Source organism: Kitasatospora sp. NPDC087861 (genome assembly GCF_044742585.1).
In the GTDB taxonomy this organism is placed as follows: domain Bacteria; phylum Actinomycetota; class Actinomycetes; order Streptomycetales; family Streptomycetaceae; genus Kitasatospora.
The window spans coordinates 455,090-475,292 of the sequence record NZ_JBIUUS010000001.1; the positions used below are offsets into that span (position 1 = coordinate 455,090).

Below are 20,203 nucleotides of genomic sequence, written 5' to 3' on the forward strand. Positions count from 1 at the left end.
GCAGAACCGGGACGGACCGGGCATCGCGGTTTCACCATCCGTACCGGTCCGTCCACATGGCGGCGCCCGCCGATCCGCCGGTGATCACGCGGGCCTGCCGGACATATGCCGGGCGACCAGGGCCCGCGGAAGAAGAGGTTCGACCAAACACCCCTCGACCACGTACACTCACTGCTCGACGGCCCGCCGAAAAAGACCGGAGCTTCCGCCAGCTGTGCAGACAGCGGGGGGAGATGCGGTAGGTTGGTCGCTACGGAGCCGCGAGGCCCCGTAGGGCAATAGCTCAATTGGTAGAGCACCGGTCTCCAAAACCGGCGGTTGGGGGTTCAAGTCCCTCTTGCCCTGCTGCTTGATCCGTTTTCAGCCCGTTCGCTCGACAGAGCGAGCGGGCTTGACGCGGAGAGGGCGCCGATCAGCACCGTTTTTAGCCGGACGTTCGTGCCCCATCGGGTGACGGGACGCTCGGCAGGACCCGGATTCAGGTGAGGACGAGTGACGGAGACCACGGGCTCCACCGCAACGCCTGAGAGCGGCAACCCCGAGGGGGCCGACGGCGCTGCCGAGACCACGCCTGCGGGGGGCGAGGAGAAGGCGCTCTCGCGCCGCGACCGCAAGCGGGCCGCCCGCGCGGGCGACAAGAAGGCCGGCAAGCGGGCCAAGAAGGGCCTGTTCGCCCGGACCGCCCTCTTCTACCGCCAGATCATCGCCGAACTGCGCAAGGTCGTCTGGCCCACCCGGAGTGAGCTCACCAACTACACGACCGTCGTCGTCGTGTTCGTCGTGGTCGTGATGGCCTTCGTGGCCGGCCTGGACTACGGCCTCTCCAAGCTGAGCCTCCTGGTGTTCGGCTGACCTGGCCGTCCCCCTTCGAAACAGCCTCCCGACCCGGGCCGATCCTCGGCCCGGGTCGTGCTGTCTGCGCCGGTTGTACGCGGCCGCTACCGTGGACTCGGTACTGTTGAAGTCTCCGAGTCCTCTTCCTGGCGCCCGCGCGAGCGGCAGCCCGCCGGAGGCGGCCCCGGAGCGCGCCACCTTCACCATCTCCAGGAAAGAAGCAGCCACCGTGTCTGAGTCCCCCCTGTACGACGCCGACGAGACCGTCCGCGAGGCGGATGTCGCCGCCGAGCTGGACGCGGCCGAGCTGGCTGACGAAGCCGAGTCCGCCGAGCAGATCGTGGACGCCGCGGACAGCGACGAGGACGAGGTCGAGGCGTACGACGAGGCCGAGGCCAGCGAGCCCGCCGAGGAGGCCGCGCTGCACGTGGAGAGCGACGTGGAGCCCGCCGTCGAGGAGGCCGCCGAGGAGGCCGAGGTCGAGGTCGAGGCCGAGGAGGCCGTCGAGGAGGCCGTCGAGGAGGCCGTCGAGGTCGACCCGGTCGCCAAGTTCCGCGAGGACCTGCGCTTCATGCCGGGCGAGTGGTACGTGATCCACACCTACGCCGGCTACGAGAACCGGGTGAAGCAGAACCTGGAGCAGCGCGCCGTCTCGCTGAACGTCGAGGAGTACATCTTCCAGGCCGAGGTGCCGCAGGAGGAGGTCGTCCAGATCAAGAACGGCGACCGCAAGACCATCCGCCAGAACAAGCTCCCCGGCTACGTCCTGGTGCGCATGGACCTCACCCCCGAGTCCTGGGGCGTCGTGCGCAACACCCCCGGTGTCACCGGCTTCGTCGGCAACGCCTACGACCCGTACCCGCTGACCCTGGACGAGGTCGTCAAGATGCTCGCCCCGGACGTCGAGCGCCAGGCGGCCAAGGAGGCCGGCAAGCCCTCGCCGGTCAAGCCGAGCGAGATCCAGGTGCTGGACTTCGAGGTCGGCGACTCGGTCACCGTCACCGACGGCCCGTTCGCGACCCTGCAGGCGACCATCAACGAGATCAACCCCGACTCGAAGAAGGTCAAGGGCCTGGTCGAGATCTTCGGCCGGGAGACCCCGGTCGAGCTCTCCTTCGACCAGATCCAGAAGAACTAGTCCCACGGTCTTCGGATCCGGGGCGGGGCCGAGGGCCCTGCCCCGGATCCGTTTTGGTCCAGCGACGCGAAGGCGTTAGCCTGGTTCGATGTGTGTGCTGGCGGCCGGGTGTCGCCCCGGTTCCGCACACACCAGCAATCACCTCTCGGAAGGACCCGGAGAGACATGCCTCCCAAGAAGAAGAAGGTCACGGGGCTTATCAAGCTCCAGATCAACGCCGGTGCGGCCAACCCGGCGCCGCCGGTCGGCCCCGCGCTGGGCCAGCACGGCGTCAACATCATGGAGTTCTGCAAGGCCTACAACGCTGCGACCGAGTCGCAGCGCGGCATGATCGTGCCGGTGGAGATCACGGTCTACGATGACCGTTCCTTCACCTTCATCACGAAGACGCCGCCGGCCGCGCGCCTCATCCTGAAGGCCGCCGGTATCGACAAGGGCTCCAGCGAGCCGCACAAGACCAAGGTCGCCAAGCTCACCAGCGCCCAGGTCCGCGACATCGCCACGACCAAGATGCCCGACCTGAACGCCAACGACCTGGACGCGGCGGAGAAGATCATCGCCGGCACCGCCCGGTCGATGGGCATCACCGTCGAGGGCTGATCAGCCCTTCTCGTCCCTGTGGTAGGGCCTGCGCAGGCCCGTGAGACCACGACTCCCATCACCATTCAGGAGCAGCAGTGAAGCGCAGCAAGGCTCTGAAGGCCGCGGACGCTCAGGTCGACCGCGAGCGCCTTTACGCCCCCCTCGAGGCCATTCGCCTCGCCAAGGCGACCAGCACCACCAAGTTCGACGGCACCGTCGAGGTCGCCATGCGTCTGGGCGTCGACCCGCGCAAGGCCGACCAGATGGTCCGCAGCACCGTGATCCTCCCGCACGGCACCGGTAAGACCGCTCGGGTCCTGGTCTTCGCGACCGGTGACCGTGCCGAGGCCGCGCGTGCTGCGGGCGCCGACATCGTCGGCTCCGACGAGCTGATCGACGAGGTCGCCAAGGGCCGTCTGGACTTCGACGCCGTCGTCGCCACCCCGGACCTCATGGGCAAGGTCGGCCGCCTCGGCCGCGTGCTCGGTCCCCGTGGTCTGATGCCGAACCCGAAGACCGGCACCGTGACCCCGGACGTCGCCAAGGCTGTCAACGACATCAAGGGCGGCAAGATCGAGTTCCGCGTCGACAAGCACTCGAACCTGCACTTCATCATCGGTAAGGCCTCCTTCACCGACGAGCAGCTGGTCGAGAACTACGCCGCCGCGCTGGACGAGGTGCTCCGCGCCAAGCCGTCCGCCGCCAAGGGTCGCTACATCAAGAAGACCGCCATCAGCACCACCATCGGCCCCGGCATCCTGGTGGACCCGAACCGCACCCGCAACCTCCTCGTCGAGGAGGACCCGGCCGCGGTCTGAGCCGATCGGCTCTGAAGCAGTCCGCACGGCGGGCCCGTACCCCCTTCGCCGGGGGTGCGGGCCCGCCGTCGTTTCCCTCGGGGACGGGGGCGGATGGGAACGGTTGCCCGAAGCGTCGTACGCTCTGCCGGTCAGATCATGTGCAGAACGTGTGACCGTCGGAGTGTGCCGTGCCGCCCACCCTTCGCCCCGCCGCCGCGGCGGCGGCCCTGCTGCTGCTCGGCGCCACCACCGGGTGCAGCCTGCTGGCCGTTCCGGGGACCCGGACCCCCGGCGGCGAGGCCGCGGCCGTGCCGCCCCGGCAGGTGGTGCTCGCCGCCGCCCAGGCGCTGGATGACGCGGGCGGCGCCCGGATCGACGTGGTCGAGGAGGGCCCGGCCGGCCGGCGCACCGCGAGCGGCACGCTGGTCTGGGGCCCCCGGGACGAGGCCGCGCTGACCGTCACCGACGAGCGGGGCACCGGGCAGCTGACCGCCCGCAACGGCGAGCTCGACCTCAGCTACCAGGGCGCCCAGCCCAGGCACGCGGACCGGGACAGTGCCGAGTCGCTCGACTCGCGGTCGGCCACCGGTCCGGGCGGCTACGCGGGCGGCTGGATGACCGGACTCGTCACCAACCCGGGCAGCCGCGCGTACGCGATCGCGCAGACCGGGAAGCTCGGATCGCTCGGCGGCGAGCAGCTGGCCGGGATGACCGTCGCGCACTACCAGGGCTCCGCGCCGGTGGCCGAATACTTCAGCGACGACAAGGAGTTGACCCCGGAGCGGCTCGCCGCGGTGGTCGACTGGTACCGGCAGCGGGGGGTGGCGGCGATCGGCTACGACGTCTGGGTCGGGCCCGGCGAGCGGCTGCTGAGGCTGCGGGCGACGGCCCGGGGGAGTGCCGGAACCACGGTGACCACGACGGATGTCTCGGCCCCCGGGGTGGGCGATGAGTCCCCTGCCGGGGACGGGTGACAGGACGGGGATATCCGGTGCGTGGGGCCTCTGGCGATCCGTTAGAGTCCGCGTGAGAAGAAGCTGAAAATCGGCTCTTCTTCGGATCGTTCGGATCTCATCGTTCGGATCTCACGGGGGACTTCATGCGTGCTGTGCGCCTCGCCTCGACCGTCGTCACGGCGACCGTGCTGCTCGGTGCCGCCACCGCCTGCGGCAGCAAGGGCGCCGCGGACGCCACGAGCGGCGGTGCCAAGGGCGGCGACGCGGTGGCCGCGGCGCTGACCGGAGACCCCAGGACCGCGCTGGCCGCCGCCGCGCTGGTGATGCAGAAGGCCGGCAACGGCAAGGTCACCATGATCGCCCCGGACGGCTCGACCCACACCGCCGGCAACGGCGACGCCGACTGGAAGGACCCGAGCCGCACGGCCGTCGACCTGACCGGCGAGGTGGAGACCAAGAAGATCCGGTTCCGGGTGATCGGGACCGACGGCTACCTCGGCGGCGGCGACACCGAGGCCGCGGCCATGGGCGGAAAGCACTGGCTCAAGCTGCCCGCCTCGAACGAACTCGGCGACGGCGTCCTGCTGATGAGCCAGCTGGTCAACCCGGTCGTCCAGCTCACCCTCGCCGCGCAGGGCGGCAAGCCCGTCAAGGTCGGCCAGGAGAGCCTCGACGGCGTCCAGGTCACCCACCTGCGGGCGGTCGAGGACGCCTCCGCCATGGTGGCCGGGATGCCGGCGCTGTCGGCCGACCAGCGCGCGGCCGTCCAGAAGTCCCTGGACGACGACGGCAAGACCCTCACCGTCGACTTCTGGCTCAACGGCCGACAGGAACTCGTCCAGTACCAGGAGTACGGCGACAAGAACGGCGAGCACGACGCCGTCACGGTCAAGTACTCCGACCTCGGCAAGGCGGCCAGGATCGAGGCCCCTGCCGCCACCGACCTGGGCAGCGACGCCGACATCCTCAAGCTGCTCGGCTGATCCCGCCGAGCCCGCGCATCGGAGCCGACGAGGCTCCATCCGTACCAACCGGCTGACGCCCCGGGTGCACACCGCACCCGGGGCTCTCAGCGGACCCGGTCGAGGGCGTCCGGATGCTGATCGCGACAGGCAAGGTGACCGAGGTGGGGCAGGAGCCGCTGAACGGCAAGGCCACCACCCACTACACCGGTGAACTCAGCGCCGACGAGATCGCCTCCATGGCCGGCAAGGGCGTGACCCAGGAGCAGCTCGACCAGGTCAAGCAGAAGCTGGCCACGGCCGGCCTCACCAGCGAGCGGATCGACGTCTGGGTGGACGCCGACCAGCTGGTCGTCCAGCGGACCGAGACCGGCAACACCAAGGCCGGCGCGTTCAAGGCCACCGTCCTCTACTCGGACTACGGCACCCCGGTCACCGCGCCGGCGCCGGACGCGTCCGACACGGTGGAACTGGCCGAGCTGGCGAAGCTCGGCAAGGGGGGCGCCACCAGCTGACCCGGGCCCGGGTGGCAAGGTGGCCGGGAGACAGGGCCGCCGGCGCGGCACGCGGGCGAGGAGGAACCAGACGATGGCGGGACGGCAGCGGTTGGCGGCACTGGCCGCGGTCGTCCTGCTGGCGAGCGGGCTGACCGGATGCGGCGGGGGCGGCGACGCGTCGTCCACGCCGTCCAGCAGCCCGGCTCCGACCTCGACCCCGACCAGCGCCTCGCCGACCGGGCCGGCCAAGCCCACCGACCGCTCGCCGCACGGTGTCCTGCTCTCCGCCCAGCTGGCCATGCAGACCGCCCGCCGGGCCAAGGTCAGCTACCGGCTGGGCGCGGACGCCGGATCCGGGCCGCTGTTCTGGCAGCCCAAGACGGCGCTCCAGATCAAGCGCTCCACTCCGGCCGACGCCGAGCAGCTGATCGTCGTGGACACCGTCGCCTACCAGGGCGGCGACGCCGCCACCGCGGCCCGCCAGGGCGGCCGGCACTGGGAGCGCTTCGCCGTCCCGCCCGACCCGGACGGCCACAAGGAGGTCCCGTACGCGGGGCTGATCGACCTGCTGAACCCGGTCGAGGCGCTGGCCGCCGCCACCGTCGACGGGGCGGACGCCCGCTTCGTCGGCGAGGAGAAGTTCGAGGACTCGACGGTCGAGCACTACCGGGTCACCACCACCGCCGAGCGCTACGCGGCCGCCCAGACCCAGCTGACCCAGTCCCGCCGGGACGGCCTGCGGGCCGCGCTGGCCCCCGGCGGCTCGCTCTCGCTCACCCTGGACCTCTGGCTCAACGACAAGGACCAGCTGGTCAGGCTGCAGCGTACCGGCAGCGGGGACAGCGGCCAGGCGGACGACTCGGTGCTCTACTCCGACTTCGCCGGCGCCCTGCTCTCGGTGCAGGCTCCGGCCGAGTCGGACACCGTGGACACCGGTACCCGGACGGTCTCCCCGCTGGCCCGCTGAGCCCCGTCCGCCCCGGCCGATCTCGGCCGGTCAGGGGCGATTTGCCCCGGACGGGCGAGTCCGGTTAGTGTTACCGAAGCCAAAGACCGCTGGTTGTCGCCGCGCCCCGCAAGGGATCCGGTGGCCGAAGGATCTGCGCTTCGTCGCAGTCAGCCCGCGCAGGTGTGTCTGGAGCTTCGACTTCCGGGTCCGCGTTCACGCGCATGCCCGTTGAGGTCGTACCGAGCCCCGTGCGCCTGCGCACCGGGGCTCATCTGCTTTTCCGCAGGGGCTTTCCTTCCGTCCGGTTGGTTCGAGGCGTGAATGGTCGACTTTCGCGGTCGGCCGGACTTCGACATCACGGAAGGAGGCGTAAGCCTATGGCAAGGCCCGACAAGGCTGCCGCCGTCGCCGAGATCACGGACAAGTTCCGTGGCTCCTCCGCGGCGCTGCTGACCGAGTACCGCGGTCTCTCGGTGAAGCAGGTTAAGACCCTGCGTCGCTCGCTCGGCGAGAACGCCGAGTACGCCGTGGTGAAGAACACGCTGACCAAGATCGCGGCCAATGAGGCCGGGATTTCGGAGCTCGACGACCTGTTCAACGGTCCGACGGCTGTCGCCTTCGTCACCGGTGACCCGGTGGAGTCGGCGAAGGCTCTGCGTGACTTCGCCAAGGAGAACCCCGCTCTCATCATCAAGGGCGGTGTCCTTGACGGTAAGGCGCTGTCCGCCGATGAGATCAAGAAGCTCGCGGACCTCGAGTCCCGCGAGGTGCTGCTCGCCAAGCTGGCGGGTGCCCTGAAGGCCAAGCAGTCCCAGGCTGCCGCGCTCTTCCAGGCCCTGCCGTCGAAGCTCGTCCGCACTGTGGACGCGCTGCGCGACAAGGTCGAGCAGGGCGGTGCCGGTACGCCGGCTCCCGCCGCCGAGGACGCCGCCGCCGAGTAATTCGGCAGGCTCACGCCTCGCTGCGGGCCCGTGCCCGCCCAACCCGTACATACGGCACCACCTGCCGATTTAGTGGAAGGACGCCATCATGGCGAAGCTGTCCCAGGACGAGCTGCTCGAGCAGTTCGAGGGCCTCACCCTCATCGAGCTGGCCGCCTTTGTGAAGGCCTTCGAGGAGAAGTTCGACGTCACCGCCGCCGCCCCGGTCGCCATTGCCGCCGCCGGCGTTGCCGGTGCCCCGGCCGAGGCCGAGGCCGAGCAGGACGAGTTCGACGTCATCCTCGAGGGTGCCGGCGACAAGAAGATCCAGGTCATCAAGGAGGTGCGCACCCTGACCTCCCTCGGCCTGAAGGAGGCCAAGGACCTCGTTGACACCGCTGGTGCCAAGGTCCTGGAGAAGGTTGCCAAGGACGTTGCCGAGAAGGCCAAGGCCGCCCTCGAGGGTGCCGGCGCCAAGGTCACCGTCAAGTGACTTCTCGCCCCCTCTGAGGGGGCCTGAGGCCGGGCCGATCACCCTTGTGGGTGGTCGGCCCGGCCTTTTCGCGTTCCAGGCCCAGGGCCGCCGTACGGCCGGGAACCACCGGTGTGGCCGAGAGCCCACTCGGCAGCGTCGGTGCGGGCGGGTATGGTGATCACCGTCATCGACGGTGGCCCCCACCACGGCTTCTGTAACGCCGGGGGCCGCCCGGCCGATGAACGGGTCGAGGTCCGCACCGCCTGCGGGCCCTTGACGAACCCGGCGAGGCGCGCGATTCTCAAGGCGCGAGTCCGCCCGGTTGGTTTGCCGCTGGATGCATAACCAGTGGCTCAGGCGGGAAATGACTCCACGTGAGTTATGGGGCCCGGGCAGTGCCCGGGCCGGTGCAGTACCCGGTGGGTGTTCGCGTCCGCCGGCTACCGGGAGGAGTCTCCGATTCGGTTTCCGAATCAGAGCTGGACAGCAGTGTGCCCTTTGGCTACACTGTCCCTTTGCGCTGCCTGTTAGCTGCTCCGTGACTCGTCGCCCGGAGTTTGCGTTGCCCTGAAGGGGTCTGGCATCGCCTCCGCAAAGCGGCTCTGACCTGGGGTTTCGATCCCCGGCAGAGGCCAGTGGCGAGGGAGGCGGGACCAAGCCCAGTTAGGCCCGGCTGGTACGCGCGTAGTGAGCTCCGAGCCCTCGGAAGGACCCCCCTCTTGGCCGCGCCGCGCAACGCCTCGAACAATTCCGCCGCATCCACCGCCCCGCTCCGCGTCTCCTTCGCGAAGATCAAGGAGCCCCTCGAGGTACCGAACCTCCTGGCCCTGCAGACCGAGAGCTTTGACTGGCTGCTCGGCAATGCGGCCTGGAAGTCCCGGGTCGAGGAGGCGCTGGAGAACGGTCTGGACGTCCCCACCAAGTCCGGTCTGGAGGAGATCTTCGAGGAGATCTCCCCGATCGAGGACTTCAGCGGGTCGATGTCTCTGACCTTCCGCGACCACCGTTTCGAGCCGCCGAAGAACTCCATTGACGAGTGCAAGGACCGTGACTTCACGTTCGCGGCCCCGCTCTTCGTCACGGCCGAGTTCACCAACAACGAGACCGGTGAGATCAAGTCTCAGACGGTCTTCATGGGCGACTTCCCGCTCATGACCCACAAGGGCACGTTCGTGATCAACGGCACCGAGCGTGTCGTCGTGTCGCAGCTCGTCCGCTCCCCGGGTGTGTACTTCGACTCCACCCTGGACAAGGTGTCCGACAAGGACATCTACTCCTGCAAGGTCATCCCCTCGCGTGGTGCCTGGCTGGAGATGGAGATCGACAAGCGCGACATGGTCGGCGTCCGCATCGACCGCAAGCGCAAGCAGTCCGTCACCGTGCTGCTCAAGGCGCTCGGCTGGACCAACGAGATGATTCTCGAGGAGTTCGGCGAGTACGAGTCCATGCGCAACACCCTGGAGAAGGACCACACCCAGGGCCAGGACGACGCGCTGCTGGACATCTACCGCAAGCTGCGCCCGGGCGAGCCGCCCACGCGCGAGGCGGCGCAGACGCTGTTGGAGAACCTGTACTTCAACCCGAAGCGCTACGACCTCGCCAAGGTCGGCCGTTACAAGGTCAACCGCAAGCTGGGCAACGCCGAGTCCCTGGACTCCGGCGTGCTCACCGAGCCCGACATCATCGGTGCGATCAAGTACCTGGTGAAGCTGCACGCCGGTGAGACCGAGTGGAACGACCAGACCGGTCGCGACATCGTGGTCGAGGTCGACGACATCGACCACTTCGGCAACCGCCGCCTGCGCAACGTCGGCGAGCTCATCCAGAACCAGGTCCGTACGGGTCTCGCCCGTATGGAGCGCGTCGTGCGCGAGCGCATGACCACCCAGGACGTCGAGGCGATCACGCCGCAGACCCTGATCAACATCCGGCCGGTCGTCGCCTCCATCAAGGAGTTCTTCGGCACCAGCCAGCTGTCGCAGTTCATGGACCAGACGAACCCGCTGTCGGGCCTGACCCACAAGCGTCGTCTGTCGGCCCTCGGCCCCGGTGGTCTCTCCCGTGAGCGCGCCGGCTTCGAGGTCCGTGACGTGCACCCCTCGCACTACGGGCGCATGTGTCCCATCGAGACCCCTGAAGGCCCGAACATCGGTCTGATCGGGTCGCTGGCCTCGTACGGCCGGGTCAACGCCTTCGGCTTCATCGAGACCCCGTACCGCAAGGTCATCGAGGGTGTCGTCACCGAGCAGGTCGACTACCTGACCGCCGACGAGGAGGACCGCTACGTCATCGCGCAGGCCAACGCCCCGCTGACGGCGGAGCTGACCTTCGCCGAGCCGCGCGTCCTGGTCCGCCGCCGTGGCGGCGAGATCGACTACATCCCCGGCACCGAGATCGACTACATGGACGTCTCGCCGCGCCAGATGGTGTCGGTCGCGACCGCCATGATCCCGTTCCTCGAGCACGACGACGCCAACCGCGCGCTCATGGGCTCGAACATGATGCGCCAGGCGGTGCCGCTGCTGAAGAGCGAGGCTCCGCTGGTCGGTACCGGCATGGAGTACCGCTGCGCCGTCGACGCCGCGGACGTCATCACCGCCGAGAAGTCGGGTGTCGTCCAGGAGGTCTCGGCCGACTACGTCACCGTGGCCAACGACGACGGCACGTACACCACGTACCGCGCCGCCAAGTTCACCCGCTCCAACCAGGGCACCGCCTTCAACCAGAAGGTGCTCGTGGACGAGGGCGCCCGGGTCGAGGTCAACCAGGTGCTGGCCGACGGCCCGTGCACCGACGAGGGCGAGATGGCCCTCGGCAAGAACCTGCTCGTGGCGTTCATGTCGTGGGAGGGTCACAACTACGAGGACGCGATCATCCTGTCGCAGCGCCTCGTCCAGGACGACGTCCTCTCCTCGATCCACATCGAGGAGCACGAGGTCGACGCCCGTGACACCAAGCTCGGCCCCGAGGAGATCACCCGGGACATCCCGAACGTCTCCGAGGAGGTCCTCGCCGACCTCGACGAGCGCGGCATCATCCGGATCGGCGCCGACGTCGTCACCGGCGACATCCTCGTCGGCAAGGTCACCCCGAAGGGTGAGACCGAGCTGACCCCCGAGGAGCGCCTGCTCCGCGCGATCTTCGGTGAGAAGGCGCGCGAGGTCCGCGACACCTCGCTGAAGGTCCCGCACGGTGAGTCCGGCAAGGTCATCGGCGTGCGCGTCTTCGACCGCGAGGAGGGGGACGAGCTTCCCCCGGGCGTGAACCAGCTGGTGCGCGTCTACGTGGCCCAGAAGCGCAAGATCACCAACGGTGACAAGCTCGCCGGCCGTCACGGCAACAAGGGCGTCATCTCCAAGATCCTGCCGGTCGAGGACATGCCGTTCCTGGAGGACGGCACCCCGGTCGACATCATCCTCAACCCGCTGGGTGTCCCGTCCCGAATGAACCCGGGACAGGTCCTGGAGATCCACCTCGGGTGGCTCGCGAAGCAGGGCTGGGACGTCTCCGGCCTCGCCGACGAGTGGGCCCAGCGCCTCCAGGCGATCGGCGCCGACACCGTCCAGGGCGGCACCAACCTCGCCACCCCGGTCTTCGACGGCGCCCGCGAGGACGAGATCACCGGCCTGCTGGACAACACCACCCTCACCCGTGACGGTGAGCGCCTGGTGAACTCCACCGGCAAGGCCCGGCTGTTCGACGGCCGCTCCGGCGAGCCGTTCCCGATGCCGGTCTCGGTCGGCTACATGTACATCCTCAAGCTGCACCACCTGGTCGACGACAAGCTGCACGCCCGTTCGACCGGTCCGTACTCGATGATCACCCAGCAGCCGCTCGGTGGTAAGGCGCAGTTCGGTGGTCAGCGCTTCGGTGAGATGGAGGTGTGGGCCCTTGAGGCGTACGGCGCTGCTTACGCGCTGCAGGAGCTGCTCACCATCAAGTCCGACGACGTCCTCGGCCGTGTGAAGGTCTACGAGGCCATCGTCAAGGGCGAGAACATCCCCGAGCCCGGCATTCCCGAGTCCTTCAAGGTTCTCATCAAGGAAATGCAGTCGCTCTGCCTCAACGTGGAGGTGCTGTCCTCGGACGGCCAGTCCATCGAGATGCGGGACTCCGACGAGGACGTGTTCCGCGCCGCCGAGGAGCTCGGCATCGACCTGTCCCGGCGCGAGCCGAGCAGCGTCGAAGAGGTCTGACGGAGGTTGGGCCGGCTGCCCGCGCAGCCGGCCCGCCCCCAGGCCCCCCTCAGACCACATGAACGACTCTCGACTTACGAAAGAGGGCTTGACGACCAGTGCTTGACGTCAACTTCTTCGACGAGCTCCGCATCGGCCTGGCCACCGCCGACGACATCCGCCAGTGGTCGCACGGCGAGGTCAAGAAGCCGGAGACCATCAACTACCGCACCCTGAAGCCCGAAAAGGACGGACTCTTCTGCGAGAAGATCTTCGGCCCCACCCGGGACTGGGAGTGCTACTGCGGTAAGTACAAGCGCGTCCGCTTCAAGGGCATCATCTGTGAGCGCTGCGGCGTCGAGGTGACCCGCGCCAAGGTGCGCCGTGAGCGGATGGGCCACATCGAGCTGGCCGCCCCGGTCACCCACATCTGGTACTTCAAGGGCGTGCCGTCCCGCCTGGGCTACCTGCTCGACCTGGCGCCGAAGGACCTCGAGAAGGTCATCTACTTCGCCGCCTACATGATCACCTGGGTCGACGACGAGCGCCGCCAGCGCGACCTGCCGTCCCTGGAGGCGCACGTCTCGGTCGAGCGTCAGCAGATCGAGAACCGCCGCGACTCCGACCTCGAGGCCCGTGCCAAGAAGGCCGAGACCGACCTGGCCGAGCTGGAGGCCGAGGGCGCCAAGGCCGACGTGCGCCGCAAGGTGCGCGAAGGCGCCGAGCGCGAGATGAAGCAGCTGCGCGACCGTGCGCAGCGCGAGCTCGACCGCCTCGACGAGGTGTGGGCCCGCTTCAAGAACCTCAAGGTCCAGGACCTCGAGGGCGACGAGCTGCTCTACCGCGAGCTGCGCGACCGCTTCGGCACCTACTTCTCCGGCTCGATGGGCGCGGCGGCCCTCAAGGACCGCCTGGAGACCTTCGACCTGGCGGAGGAGTCCGAGCGCCTGCGCGAGATCATCCGCACCGGCAAGGGCCAGAAGAAGACCCGTGCGCTGAAGCGCCTCAAGGTCGTCTCCGCGTTCCTGCAGACCACCAACAAGCCCAACGGCATGGTGCTGGACTGCGTCCCGGTCATCCCGCCGGACCTGCGTCCGATGGTGCAGCTGGACGGTGGCCGCTTCGCGACCTCCGACCTGAACGACTTGTACCGCCGCGTGATCAACCGCAACAACCGCCTGAAGCGGCTTCTCGACCTCGGCGCGCCCGAGATCATCGTGAACAACGAGAAGCGCATGCTCCAGGAGGCCGTCGACGCCCTGTTCGACAACGGCCGCCGCGGCCGTCCGGTCACCGGCCCGGGCAACCGCCCGCTGAAGTCCCTCAGCGACATGCTGAAGGGCAAGCAGGGTCGTTTCCGTCAGAACCTGCTCGGCAAGCGCGTCGACTACTCGGCCCGTTCGGTCATCGTCGTCGGCCCGCAGCTCAAGCTGCACCAGTGCGGTCTGCCGAAGGCCATGGCGCTGGAGCTCTTCAAGCCGTTCGTGATGAAGCGCCTGGTCGACCTGAACCACGCGCAGAACATCAAGTCGGCCAAGCGCATGGTCGAGCGGGCCCGCCCGGTCGTGTGGGACGTGCTCGAAGAGGTCATCGCCGAGCACCCCGTCCTGCTGAACCGTGCGCCCACCCTGCACCGCCTCGGCATCCAGGCCTTCGAGCCGCAGCTGGTCGAGGGCAAGGCCATCCAGATCCACCCGCTCGTCTGCACCGCGTTCAACGCGGACTTCGACGGTGACCAGATGGCCGTCCACCTGCCGCTCTCCGCGGAGGCGCAGGCCGAGGCCCGCATCCTGATGCTGTCCTCGAACAACATCCTGAAGCCGGCCGACGGTCGCCCCGTCACCATGCCGACCCAGGACATGGTGCTCGGTCTGTTCTTCCTGACCTCGGACCGCGACAACGTGAAGGGCGCCGGCCGCACCTTCTCGTCGACCGCCGAGGCGATCATGGCCTTCGACGCCCGCGACCTGGACGTCCAGGCCCCGATCGAGCTGCGCCTGCCGGCCGGCACCGTCCCGCCGCGCGGCTGGACCCCGCCGGTGGACGAGGACGGCCAGTCGACCTGGTTCGACGGCGAGCCGTTCCGCCTGACCACCACCCTGGGCCGCGCGCTCTTCAACGAGCTGCTGCCCGAGGACTACCCGTTCGTCGACTACGAGGTGGGCAAGAAGCAGCTCTCCGCGATCGTCAACGACCTGGCGGAGCGCTACCCCAAGGTCGTCGTCGCGGCGACCCTGGACAACCTGAAGGCGTCCGGTTTCCACTGGTCGACCCGCTCGGGCGTCACCGTCTCGATCTCCGACGTCGTCGTCCCGCCGAACAAGCCCCAGATCCTGGAGGGCTACGAGGCGAAGGCGGAGAAGGTCCAGCGTCAGTACGAGCGCGGCCTGATCACCAACGACGAGCGCAAGCAGGAGCTCATCGGCATCTGGACCCAGGCGACCAACGAGGTTGCCGAGGCCATGAACGAGAACTTCCCGAAGACGAACCCCATCTTCATGATGGTCGACTCGGGTGCTCGTGGAAACATGATGCAGATGCGCCAGATCGCCGGTATGCGTGGTCTGGTGTCGAACGCCAAGAACGAGACCATCCCGCGACCCATCAAGGCGTCGTTCCGTGAGGGTCTCACCGTGCTGGAGTACTTCATCTCCACCCACGGTGCCCGTAAGGGTCTGGCGGACACCGCCCTCCGTACCGCCGACTCCGGCTACCTCACCCGTCGTCTGGTCGACGTCTCCCAGGACGTCATCATTCGCGAGGAGGACTGCGGCACCGAGCGCGGCCTGAAGCTGGCGATCGGCTCCGTGGGTGCGGACGGCGTGCTGCGCAAGGCCGACGACGTCGAGACCAGCGTGTACGCCCGCATGCTCGCCGAGGACATCACCGTCGACGGCAAGCTGCTGGCCACCGCCAACACCGACCTCGGTGACGTGCTGATCGACGAGCTGATCCGCCACGGCATCGCCGAGGTCAAGACCCGCTCGATCCTGACCTGTGAGTCGGCCGTCGGCACCTGCGCCATGTGCTACGGGCGCTCGCTGGCCACCGGCAAGCTGGTCGACATCGGTGAGGCGGTCGGCATCATCGCCGCCCAGTCCATCGGTGAGCCCGGTACCCAGCTGACCATGCGTACCTTCCACACCGGTGGTGTGGCCGGTGACGACATCACCCAGGGTCTGCCGCGTGTCGTCGAGCTCTTCGAGGCCCGTACCCCCAAGGGTGTGGCCCCGATCTCGGAGGCCACCGGCCGGGCGCGGATCGAGGACACCGAGAAGACCCGCAAGATCGTCATCACCCCGGACGACGGCAGCGAGGAGATCGCCTACCCCGTCTCCAAGCGTGTGAAGCTGCTGGTCGGCGAGGGCGAGGCGGTCGAGGTCGGCCAGAAGCTGACCATGGGTGCCACCAACCCGCACGACGTTCTGCGCATCATGGGCCAGCGGGCCGTCCAGGTCCACCTGGTCGCCGAGGTCCAGAAGGTCTACAACTCGCAGGGCGTGTCGATCCACGACAAGCACATCGAGATCATCATCCGGCAGATGCTCCGCCGCGTGACGATCATCGAGTCGGGCGACGCCGAGCTGCTCCCGGGCGAGCTCGTCGAGCGCGGCCGCTTCGAGACCGAGAACCGTCGTGTGGTCTCCGAGGGCGGTCACCCCGCCTCCGGCCGTCCGCAGCTGATGGGTATCACCAAGGCCTCGCTGGCCACCGAGTCCTGGCTGTCGGCCGCCTCCTTCCAGGAGACGACCCGGGTCCTCACCGACGCGGCGATCCACGCCAAGTCGGACCCGCTGCTGGGCCTCAAGGAGAACGTCATCCTCGGTAAGCTCATCCCGGCCGGTACGGGTCTGCCCCGCTACCGCAACATCCGGGTCGAGCCGACCGAGGAGGCCAAGGCCGCGATGTACTCGGCCGTCGGCTACGACGACTACGACCTGTCGCCCTTCGGCGCCGGCTCCGGCCAGGCGGTCCCGCTGGACGACTACGACTACGGCCCGTACACCGGCTGAGTCGGAGTTCGGCTGTCAGGGCGGTCACCCCTCGCGGGGTGGCCGCCCTGCGGCGTTTTGCCCTGCGGCGTTTCCGCAGGTCACCCGGGTTTGGGAGGCCGGTTAGGTAATCCGGCTGAAGTCGCGTAGAGTCATGTTTACCGACGCGGGGTGGAGCAGCTCGGTAGCTCGCTGGGCTCATAACCCAGAGGTCGCAGGTTCAAATCCTGTCCCCGCTACACATCGAAGGGCCCGGAGGCATTCAGCCTCCGGGCCCTTCGGCGTTCCCGGGACCGGCCCTCCCCCGTGCGGGGGAGGGCGTGGAACCGCTCTGGTGGGGGAGGCGGGTGAGGGGGCGGTCGGGGAAGGCTGGTCGGCGGAAGACGGGGCTTTCGAAGGGGACCGGACATGAAGCGGATGCTGGGCGCGGTGGCGATCACGGGGGCGGTCCTGGTGGGGATGTCGGCCTGCCTGCCCGTCGGGGACGACCAGGAGCACCGGACGGTGGGCTACGGCGTCGCGGAGCCGGTCAGGGAGCTGGTGGTCGACGCGCACACCGGCGGGATCGTGGTGACCGGCGGCGGCGACGCGGTGCACGTGGTCGAGGAGCAGAACTACCGGGGCGACGTGCCGCGGACCACCCACGAGGTGAAGGACGGCGTGCTGCGGCTGACGTACGACTGCCGCGGCTGCGGCGTCGGGTACACCGTGCAGGTGCCGGCCGGGACGAAGGTGCGGGTGACCCAGGAGACCGGCGGGGTGCGGCTGGTCGGGCTGGCCGCCGAGGTGGAGGCCACGGTGGAGACCGGCGGGGTCGAGGCCACCGGGCTGACCTCGAAGGACGTCCGGCTGAGCACCGGGACCGGCGGGGTGCGGGTCGATTTCGCGGCCGCCCCCGAGAAGGTGGAGGCGAAGGCCTCGACCGGCGGGGTGCGGGTGGCGGTGCCGGCCGGGGAGGCGTACGCGGTGGACGCGCACGCCGGGGCCGGCGGGGTGGACGTCAGGATCCCCTCGCAGCCGGGTGCGGCGCGCAGCATCACGGCGCGGACCGGGACCGGCGGTGTGACGGTCAGTGCTCTCTGACCGGGCCGTTCCGGAGGCCCTGCCGGTAGGGCATGATCTTCTCCGCGGGGGCGGCGCCCCCGGCTACGGGGGAGGGGCGGCAGTGGTGCGAGCGGTGCGCTGGCGGAGCTGGTCGGCCGGGCTGAGTCCGTATGTGCCGGACTCGCTGCTGGCGGCGGCCGCGGCGGGGGTCGCGGTCTGGGCGGTGTACCAGGACACGACGGTCCGGTCCTGGTGGATCTATCTGCTCGCGGTGGCGACCGCGCTGCCGCTGCCCTGGCGTCGCCGGTGGCCGCTGGCGGTGCTGGTGCTGGCGACCGTACCGTCGCTGGTGATCTCGGTCGTGGCGCACTCGGCGAACCCCCAGGTGCCGCTGTCCGGGGTGATCTCCTTCTACACGGTGGCGGAGCGGTCCTCGGAGCGGGCGCGGTGGAGCGTGCTGGCGGTGGTGGTGGTCGGCAACGTGCTCGGCACCCACTCCCCGAACGGCGCGTTCTTCAGCCTGGTCACCTCCGTCGGCACCTTCGTGTTCGGCTCGCTGGTGCGCGCCCAGCGGCAGTTGGCCCGGGTGCAGGCGGAGCGGGCCCGGGAGACCGGCGAGCGGGCGGCGAGCGACGCGGCCCGGGCGGTCGCGGAGGAGCGGGCCAGGATCGCCCGGGAGATGCACGACATCCTGGCGCACGCCGTCTCGTTGATGATCATCCAGGCCGAGGCCGGGCCGCTGGTGGTGCACTCCAACCCGGACCGGGCGGTCCGCGCGTTCGACACCATCGCCGACGCGGGCCGTGACGCGATGGTCCAACTGCGGCGCGTCCTCGGGGTGCTGAAGGAGGAGGGGGCCGGTCCGGTGCTGGCCCCGCAGCCCCGGCTGGCCGAACTCGCCGACGTGGCCGAGCGGGTGCGCCGGGCCGGACTGGCGGTGGAGCTCGAACTGCCCGACGGGCCGGGCGCGGTACCCGCCGACCTGCAGGCGGCGGCGTACCGGATCGTGCAGGAGGCGCTGACCAACACGGTCAAGCACTCCGGCGCCGACCGGGCGGCCGTCCGGGTGCGGCGGGTCGGGGACGCCCTGGAGGTGGTGGTGTCCGACAACGGCCGCGGGCTGCCGGTGACCGCCGCCGGCCCGCCGAACGGCTGGTCCGGCGGTCGCGGGCTGGTCGGCATCCGGGAGCGGGCGGTGGCCTGCGGCGGGCGGGCCGAGGCCGGCCCCGGGCCGGAGGGCAGGGGCTTCCTGGTGAGTGCCCGGCTCCCGTTGGGGGCGGCGGGCGTGGTCGAGAAGGTGGGCGGATGAAGCCGATTCGGGTGGTCGTCGCGGACGACCAGGAGCTGGTGCGGGCCGGGTTCGGGATGATCCTGGACGCGCAGCCCGACATCGAGGTGGTGGCCGAGGCCTGCGACGGCGCGGAGGCGATCGAGGCGGTCCGCACCCACGGTCCGGACGTCCTGCTGCTGGACGTCCGGATGCCGGTCATGGACGGGCTGGAGGCGGCCCGCCGGGTCTGCGCCGAGTTCCCGTCCACCAAGGTGATCATGCTGACCACCTTCGACGTGGACGACTACGTCTTCGACGCGCTGTACGCGGGCGCCAGCGGCTTCCTGCTCAAGGACGTCCGGCGGGACGACCTGGCCCACGGGGTGCGGATGGTGGCCTCCGGGGAGGCGCTGCTCGCGCCCTCGGTGACGAGGCGGCTGATCAGCGAGTTCGCCGCCCGCCGCCCGGGCGCGCCCGAGCGGGCGGTGCGGCCGCCGTCCAAGCTGCTGGAGCAACTCACCCTGCGCGAGCGGGAGACGCTGCGGCTGCTGGCGCGCGGGCTGTCCAACGCGGAGATCGCGGCCGAGCTGGTGGTCAGCGAGCACACCGTGAAGACGCACGTCAGCAATGTGCTGAGCAAGCTGGGGCTGCGGGACCGGGTGCACGCGGTGGTGTTCGCGTACGAGGCGGGAGCGGTGGTGGCGGGGGAGGCGTAGGGCCCGGCGGGCGGGGCCACGGTCGGACCTCCCCCGTGCGGGGGAGGCGGCGGGTTCGCCGGTGCGGGCGATCCGGGACGAGGGGTGCGGCGGACAGCATCGGTGGCGTCGGAACGGACCACCGCAGGGAGATCGTCAGATGAACGCCACTCGGAACGCCCAGAGCACCTGGAACGCCCGGAACACCCGCCTCACCACCTACGCCGTCGTCGGCGCCCCCGTGCTGATGGCCCTGTACGGGGGGATCCGGCTGGTGCCGGGCTCCCGGGAGCCCGGCCTCGGCTGGACGGCCGGCCACACCGCGATGTTCGCCGGGCTGCTGCTGTTCGCCCCGGTCCTGCTCGCCCTGCACGGGCTGCTCGCCCGGCGCGGCACGACGGCCGGGCGGCTGGTGGCCGGGGCCGCGCTGGGGACGGCGTTCGCGGGCCTGGCGGCCTCGCTAGTGCAGATCGGGATCGACCTGTACGTCGGCCTGGCGGCGGCGGACAAGGCCGAACAGTCGCGGCTGTTCGACCGCGTCCAGGGCGTCCCGGGGGTGCTGCCGGCCGTCTACCAGGTCGGCCCGCTGCTGTTCTACGTCGGCCTGCTGGCGCTGCTGGTCGCCGCCTCGGTCGGCCCGGCCCGGACGCTGCGCTGGTGGAGCCCGGTGCTGATGCTGGTCGGCACCGCCGCCTCGGGGGTCGACCTGGCGCTGATCCCGCTGGCGGCCGTCTGCTACCTGGCGGCGCTGGCCCCGCTGGCCCGGCTCGGCGGTGCGGCCCGTCCGGCGCTGGCCTGACCGGACGGGCGGTGGGCACGGACGGGCGGCCGCTCCCGCAGGGGAGGAGCGGGCGCCCGTCCGCCCCGGCGCGTCCGGAGGATCGGCCCGCTGTGCGGCGGGAGTTGACGCGACG

Annotated in this window: 16 protein-coding genes and 2 tRNA genes; all 18 read left to right on the forward strand. The window is 69.9% G+C overall.

Annotation, left to right across the window (positions count from 1 at the left end; genetic code table 11):
- Positions 1–272 precede the first annotated feature (272 nt).
- Positions 273–345 (forward strand) — tRNA-Trp (locus tag ACIOJE_RS02055).
- A 147-nt stretch (positions 346–492) separates the two neighbouring features.
- Positions 493–852 carry a preprotein translocase subunit SecE gene (gene secE, locus ACIOJE_RS02060; protein WP_400772702.1) on the forward strand — a complete coding sequence of 120 codons (360 nt, stop codon included), beginning with the start codon at positions 493–495 and terminating at the stop codon, positions 850–852.
- A 211-nt stretch (positions 853–1,063) separates the two neighbouring features.
- On the forward strand, positions 1,064–1,972 hold the full coding sequence (gene nusG, locus ACIOJE_RS02065; RefSeq protein ID WP_400772703.1) for a transcription termination/antitermination protein NusG: 909 nt from the start codon (positions 1,064–1,066) through the stop codon (positions 1,970–1,972).
- A gap of 165 nt (positions 1,973–2,137) precedes the next feature.
- Complete coding sequence (gene rplK, locus ACIOJE_RS02070; RefSeq protein WP_280675220.1) at positions 2,138–2,572, forward strand: 50S ribosomal protein L11; 435 nt, start codon at positions 2,138–2,140, stop codon at positions 2,570–2,572.
- Positions 2,573–2,649: 77 nt separating this feature from the next.
- The gene (gene rplA / locus ACIOJE_RS02075) at positions 2,650–3,372 is read left to right on the forward strand and encodes a 50S ribosomal protein L1 (protein ID WP_280675218.1); all 723 of its coding nucleotides are present in this window, start codon (positions 2,650–2,652) and stop codon (positions 3,370–3,372) included.
- Positions 3,373–3,542: 170 nt separating this feature from the next.
- Entirely contained in the window at positions 3,543–4,328 is a 786-nt protein-coding gene (locus ACIOJE_RS02080; RefSeq protein WP_280675216.1) for a hypothetical protein, read from the forward strand.
- A 125-nt stretch (positions 4,329–4,453) separates the two neighbouring features.
- The gene (locus tag ACIOJE_RS02085; protein WP_400772706.1) at positions 4,454–5,293 is read left to right on the forward strand and encodes a hypothetical protein; all 840 of its coding nucleotides are present in this window, start codon (positions 4,454–4,456) and stop codon (positions 5,291–5,293) included.
- Between the two features lie 113 nt (positions 5,294–5,406).
- Positions 5,407–5,787: a hypothetical protein gene (locus ACIOJE_RS02090; protein WP_400772708.1), complete on the forward strand. Its 381-nt coding sequence runs from the start codon at positions 5,407–5,409 to the stop codon at positions 5,785–5,787.
- A gap of 73 nt (positions 5,788–5,860) precedes the next feature.
- On the forward strand, positions 5,861–6,736 hold the full coding sequence (locus tag ACIOJE_RS02095; protein WP_280675212.1) for a hypothetical protein: 876 nt from the start codon (positions 5,861–5,863) through the stop codon (positions 6,734–6,736).
- Between the two features lie 359 nt (positions 6,737–7,095).
- A complete protein-coding gene (rplJ, locus tag ACIOJE_RS02100; RefSeq protein ID WP_063348937.1) occupies positions 7,096–7,659 on the forward strand; it encodes a 50S ribosomal protein L10 in 564 nt (187 codons plus the stop codon).
- An 88-nt stretch (positions 7,660–7,747) separates the two neighbouring features.
- Positions 7,748–8,131: a 50S ribosomal protein L7/L12 gene (gene rplL, locus ACIOJE_RS02105; protein ID WP_280675210.1), complete on the forward strand. Its 384-nt coding sequence runs from the start codon at positions 7,748–7,750 to the stop codon at positions 8,129–8,131.
- A 701-nt stretch (positions 8,132–8,832) separates the two neighbouring features.
- Positions 8,833–12,309: a DNA-directed RNA polymerase subunit beta gene (gene rpoB / locus ACIOJE_RS02110; protein ID WP_400772709.1), complete on the forward strand. Its 3,477-nt coding sequence runs from the start codon at positions 8,833–8,835 to the stop codon at positions 12,307–12,309.
- Between the two features lie 98 nt (positions 12,310–12,407).
- The gene (locus ACIOJE_RS02115; protein WP_280675206.1) at positions 12,408–16,301 is read left to right on the forward strand and encodes a DNA-directed RNA polymerase subunit beta'; all 3,894 of its coding nucleotides are present in this window, start codon (positions 12,408–12,410) and stop codon (positions 16,299–16,301) included.
- A 144-nt stretch (positions 16,302–16,445) separates the two neighbouring features.
- Positions 16,446–16,519 (forward strand) — tRNA-Met (locus ACIOJE_RS02120).
- Between the two features lie 169 nt (positions 16,520–16,688).
- Positions 16,689–17,363, forward strand: coding sequence for a DUF4097 family beta strand repeat-containing protein (locus ACIOJE_RS02125; protein ID WP_400772712.1), 675 nt, complete (start codon positions 16,689–16,691; stop codon positions 17,361–17,363).
- A gap of 82 nt (positions 17,364–17,445) precedes the next feature.
- Positions 17,446–18,633 (forward strand): sensor histidine kinase, encoded by a 1,188-nt coding sequence (locus tag ACIOJE_RS02130; RefSeq protein ID WP_280675202.1) that lies wholly within the window; start codon positions 17,446–17,448, stop codon positions 18,631–18,633.
- The gene (locus ACIOJE_RS02135; protein WP_400772714.1) at positions 18,630–19,310 is read left to right on the forward strand and encodes a response regulator; all 681 of its coding nucleotides are present in this window, start codon (positions 18,630–18,632) and stop codon (positions 19,308–19,310) included. Before ACIOJE_RS02130 ends, ACIOJE_RS02135 begins: the two co-directional genes overlap by 4 nt.
- A gap of 139 nt (positions 19,311–19,449) precedes the next feature.
- Positions 19,450–20,088: a hypothetical protein gene (locus tag ACIOJE_RS02140; RefSeq protein WP_400772716.1), complete on the forward strand. Its 639-nt coding sequence runs from the start codon at positions 19,450–19,452 to the stop codon at positions 20,086–20,088.
- Positions 20,089–20,203: the final 115 nt, after the last annotated feature.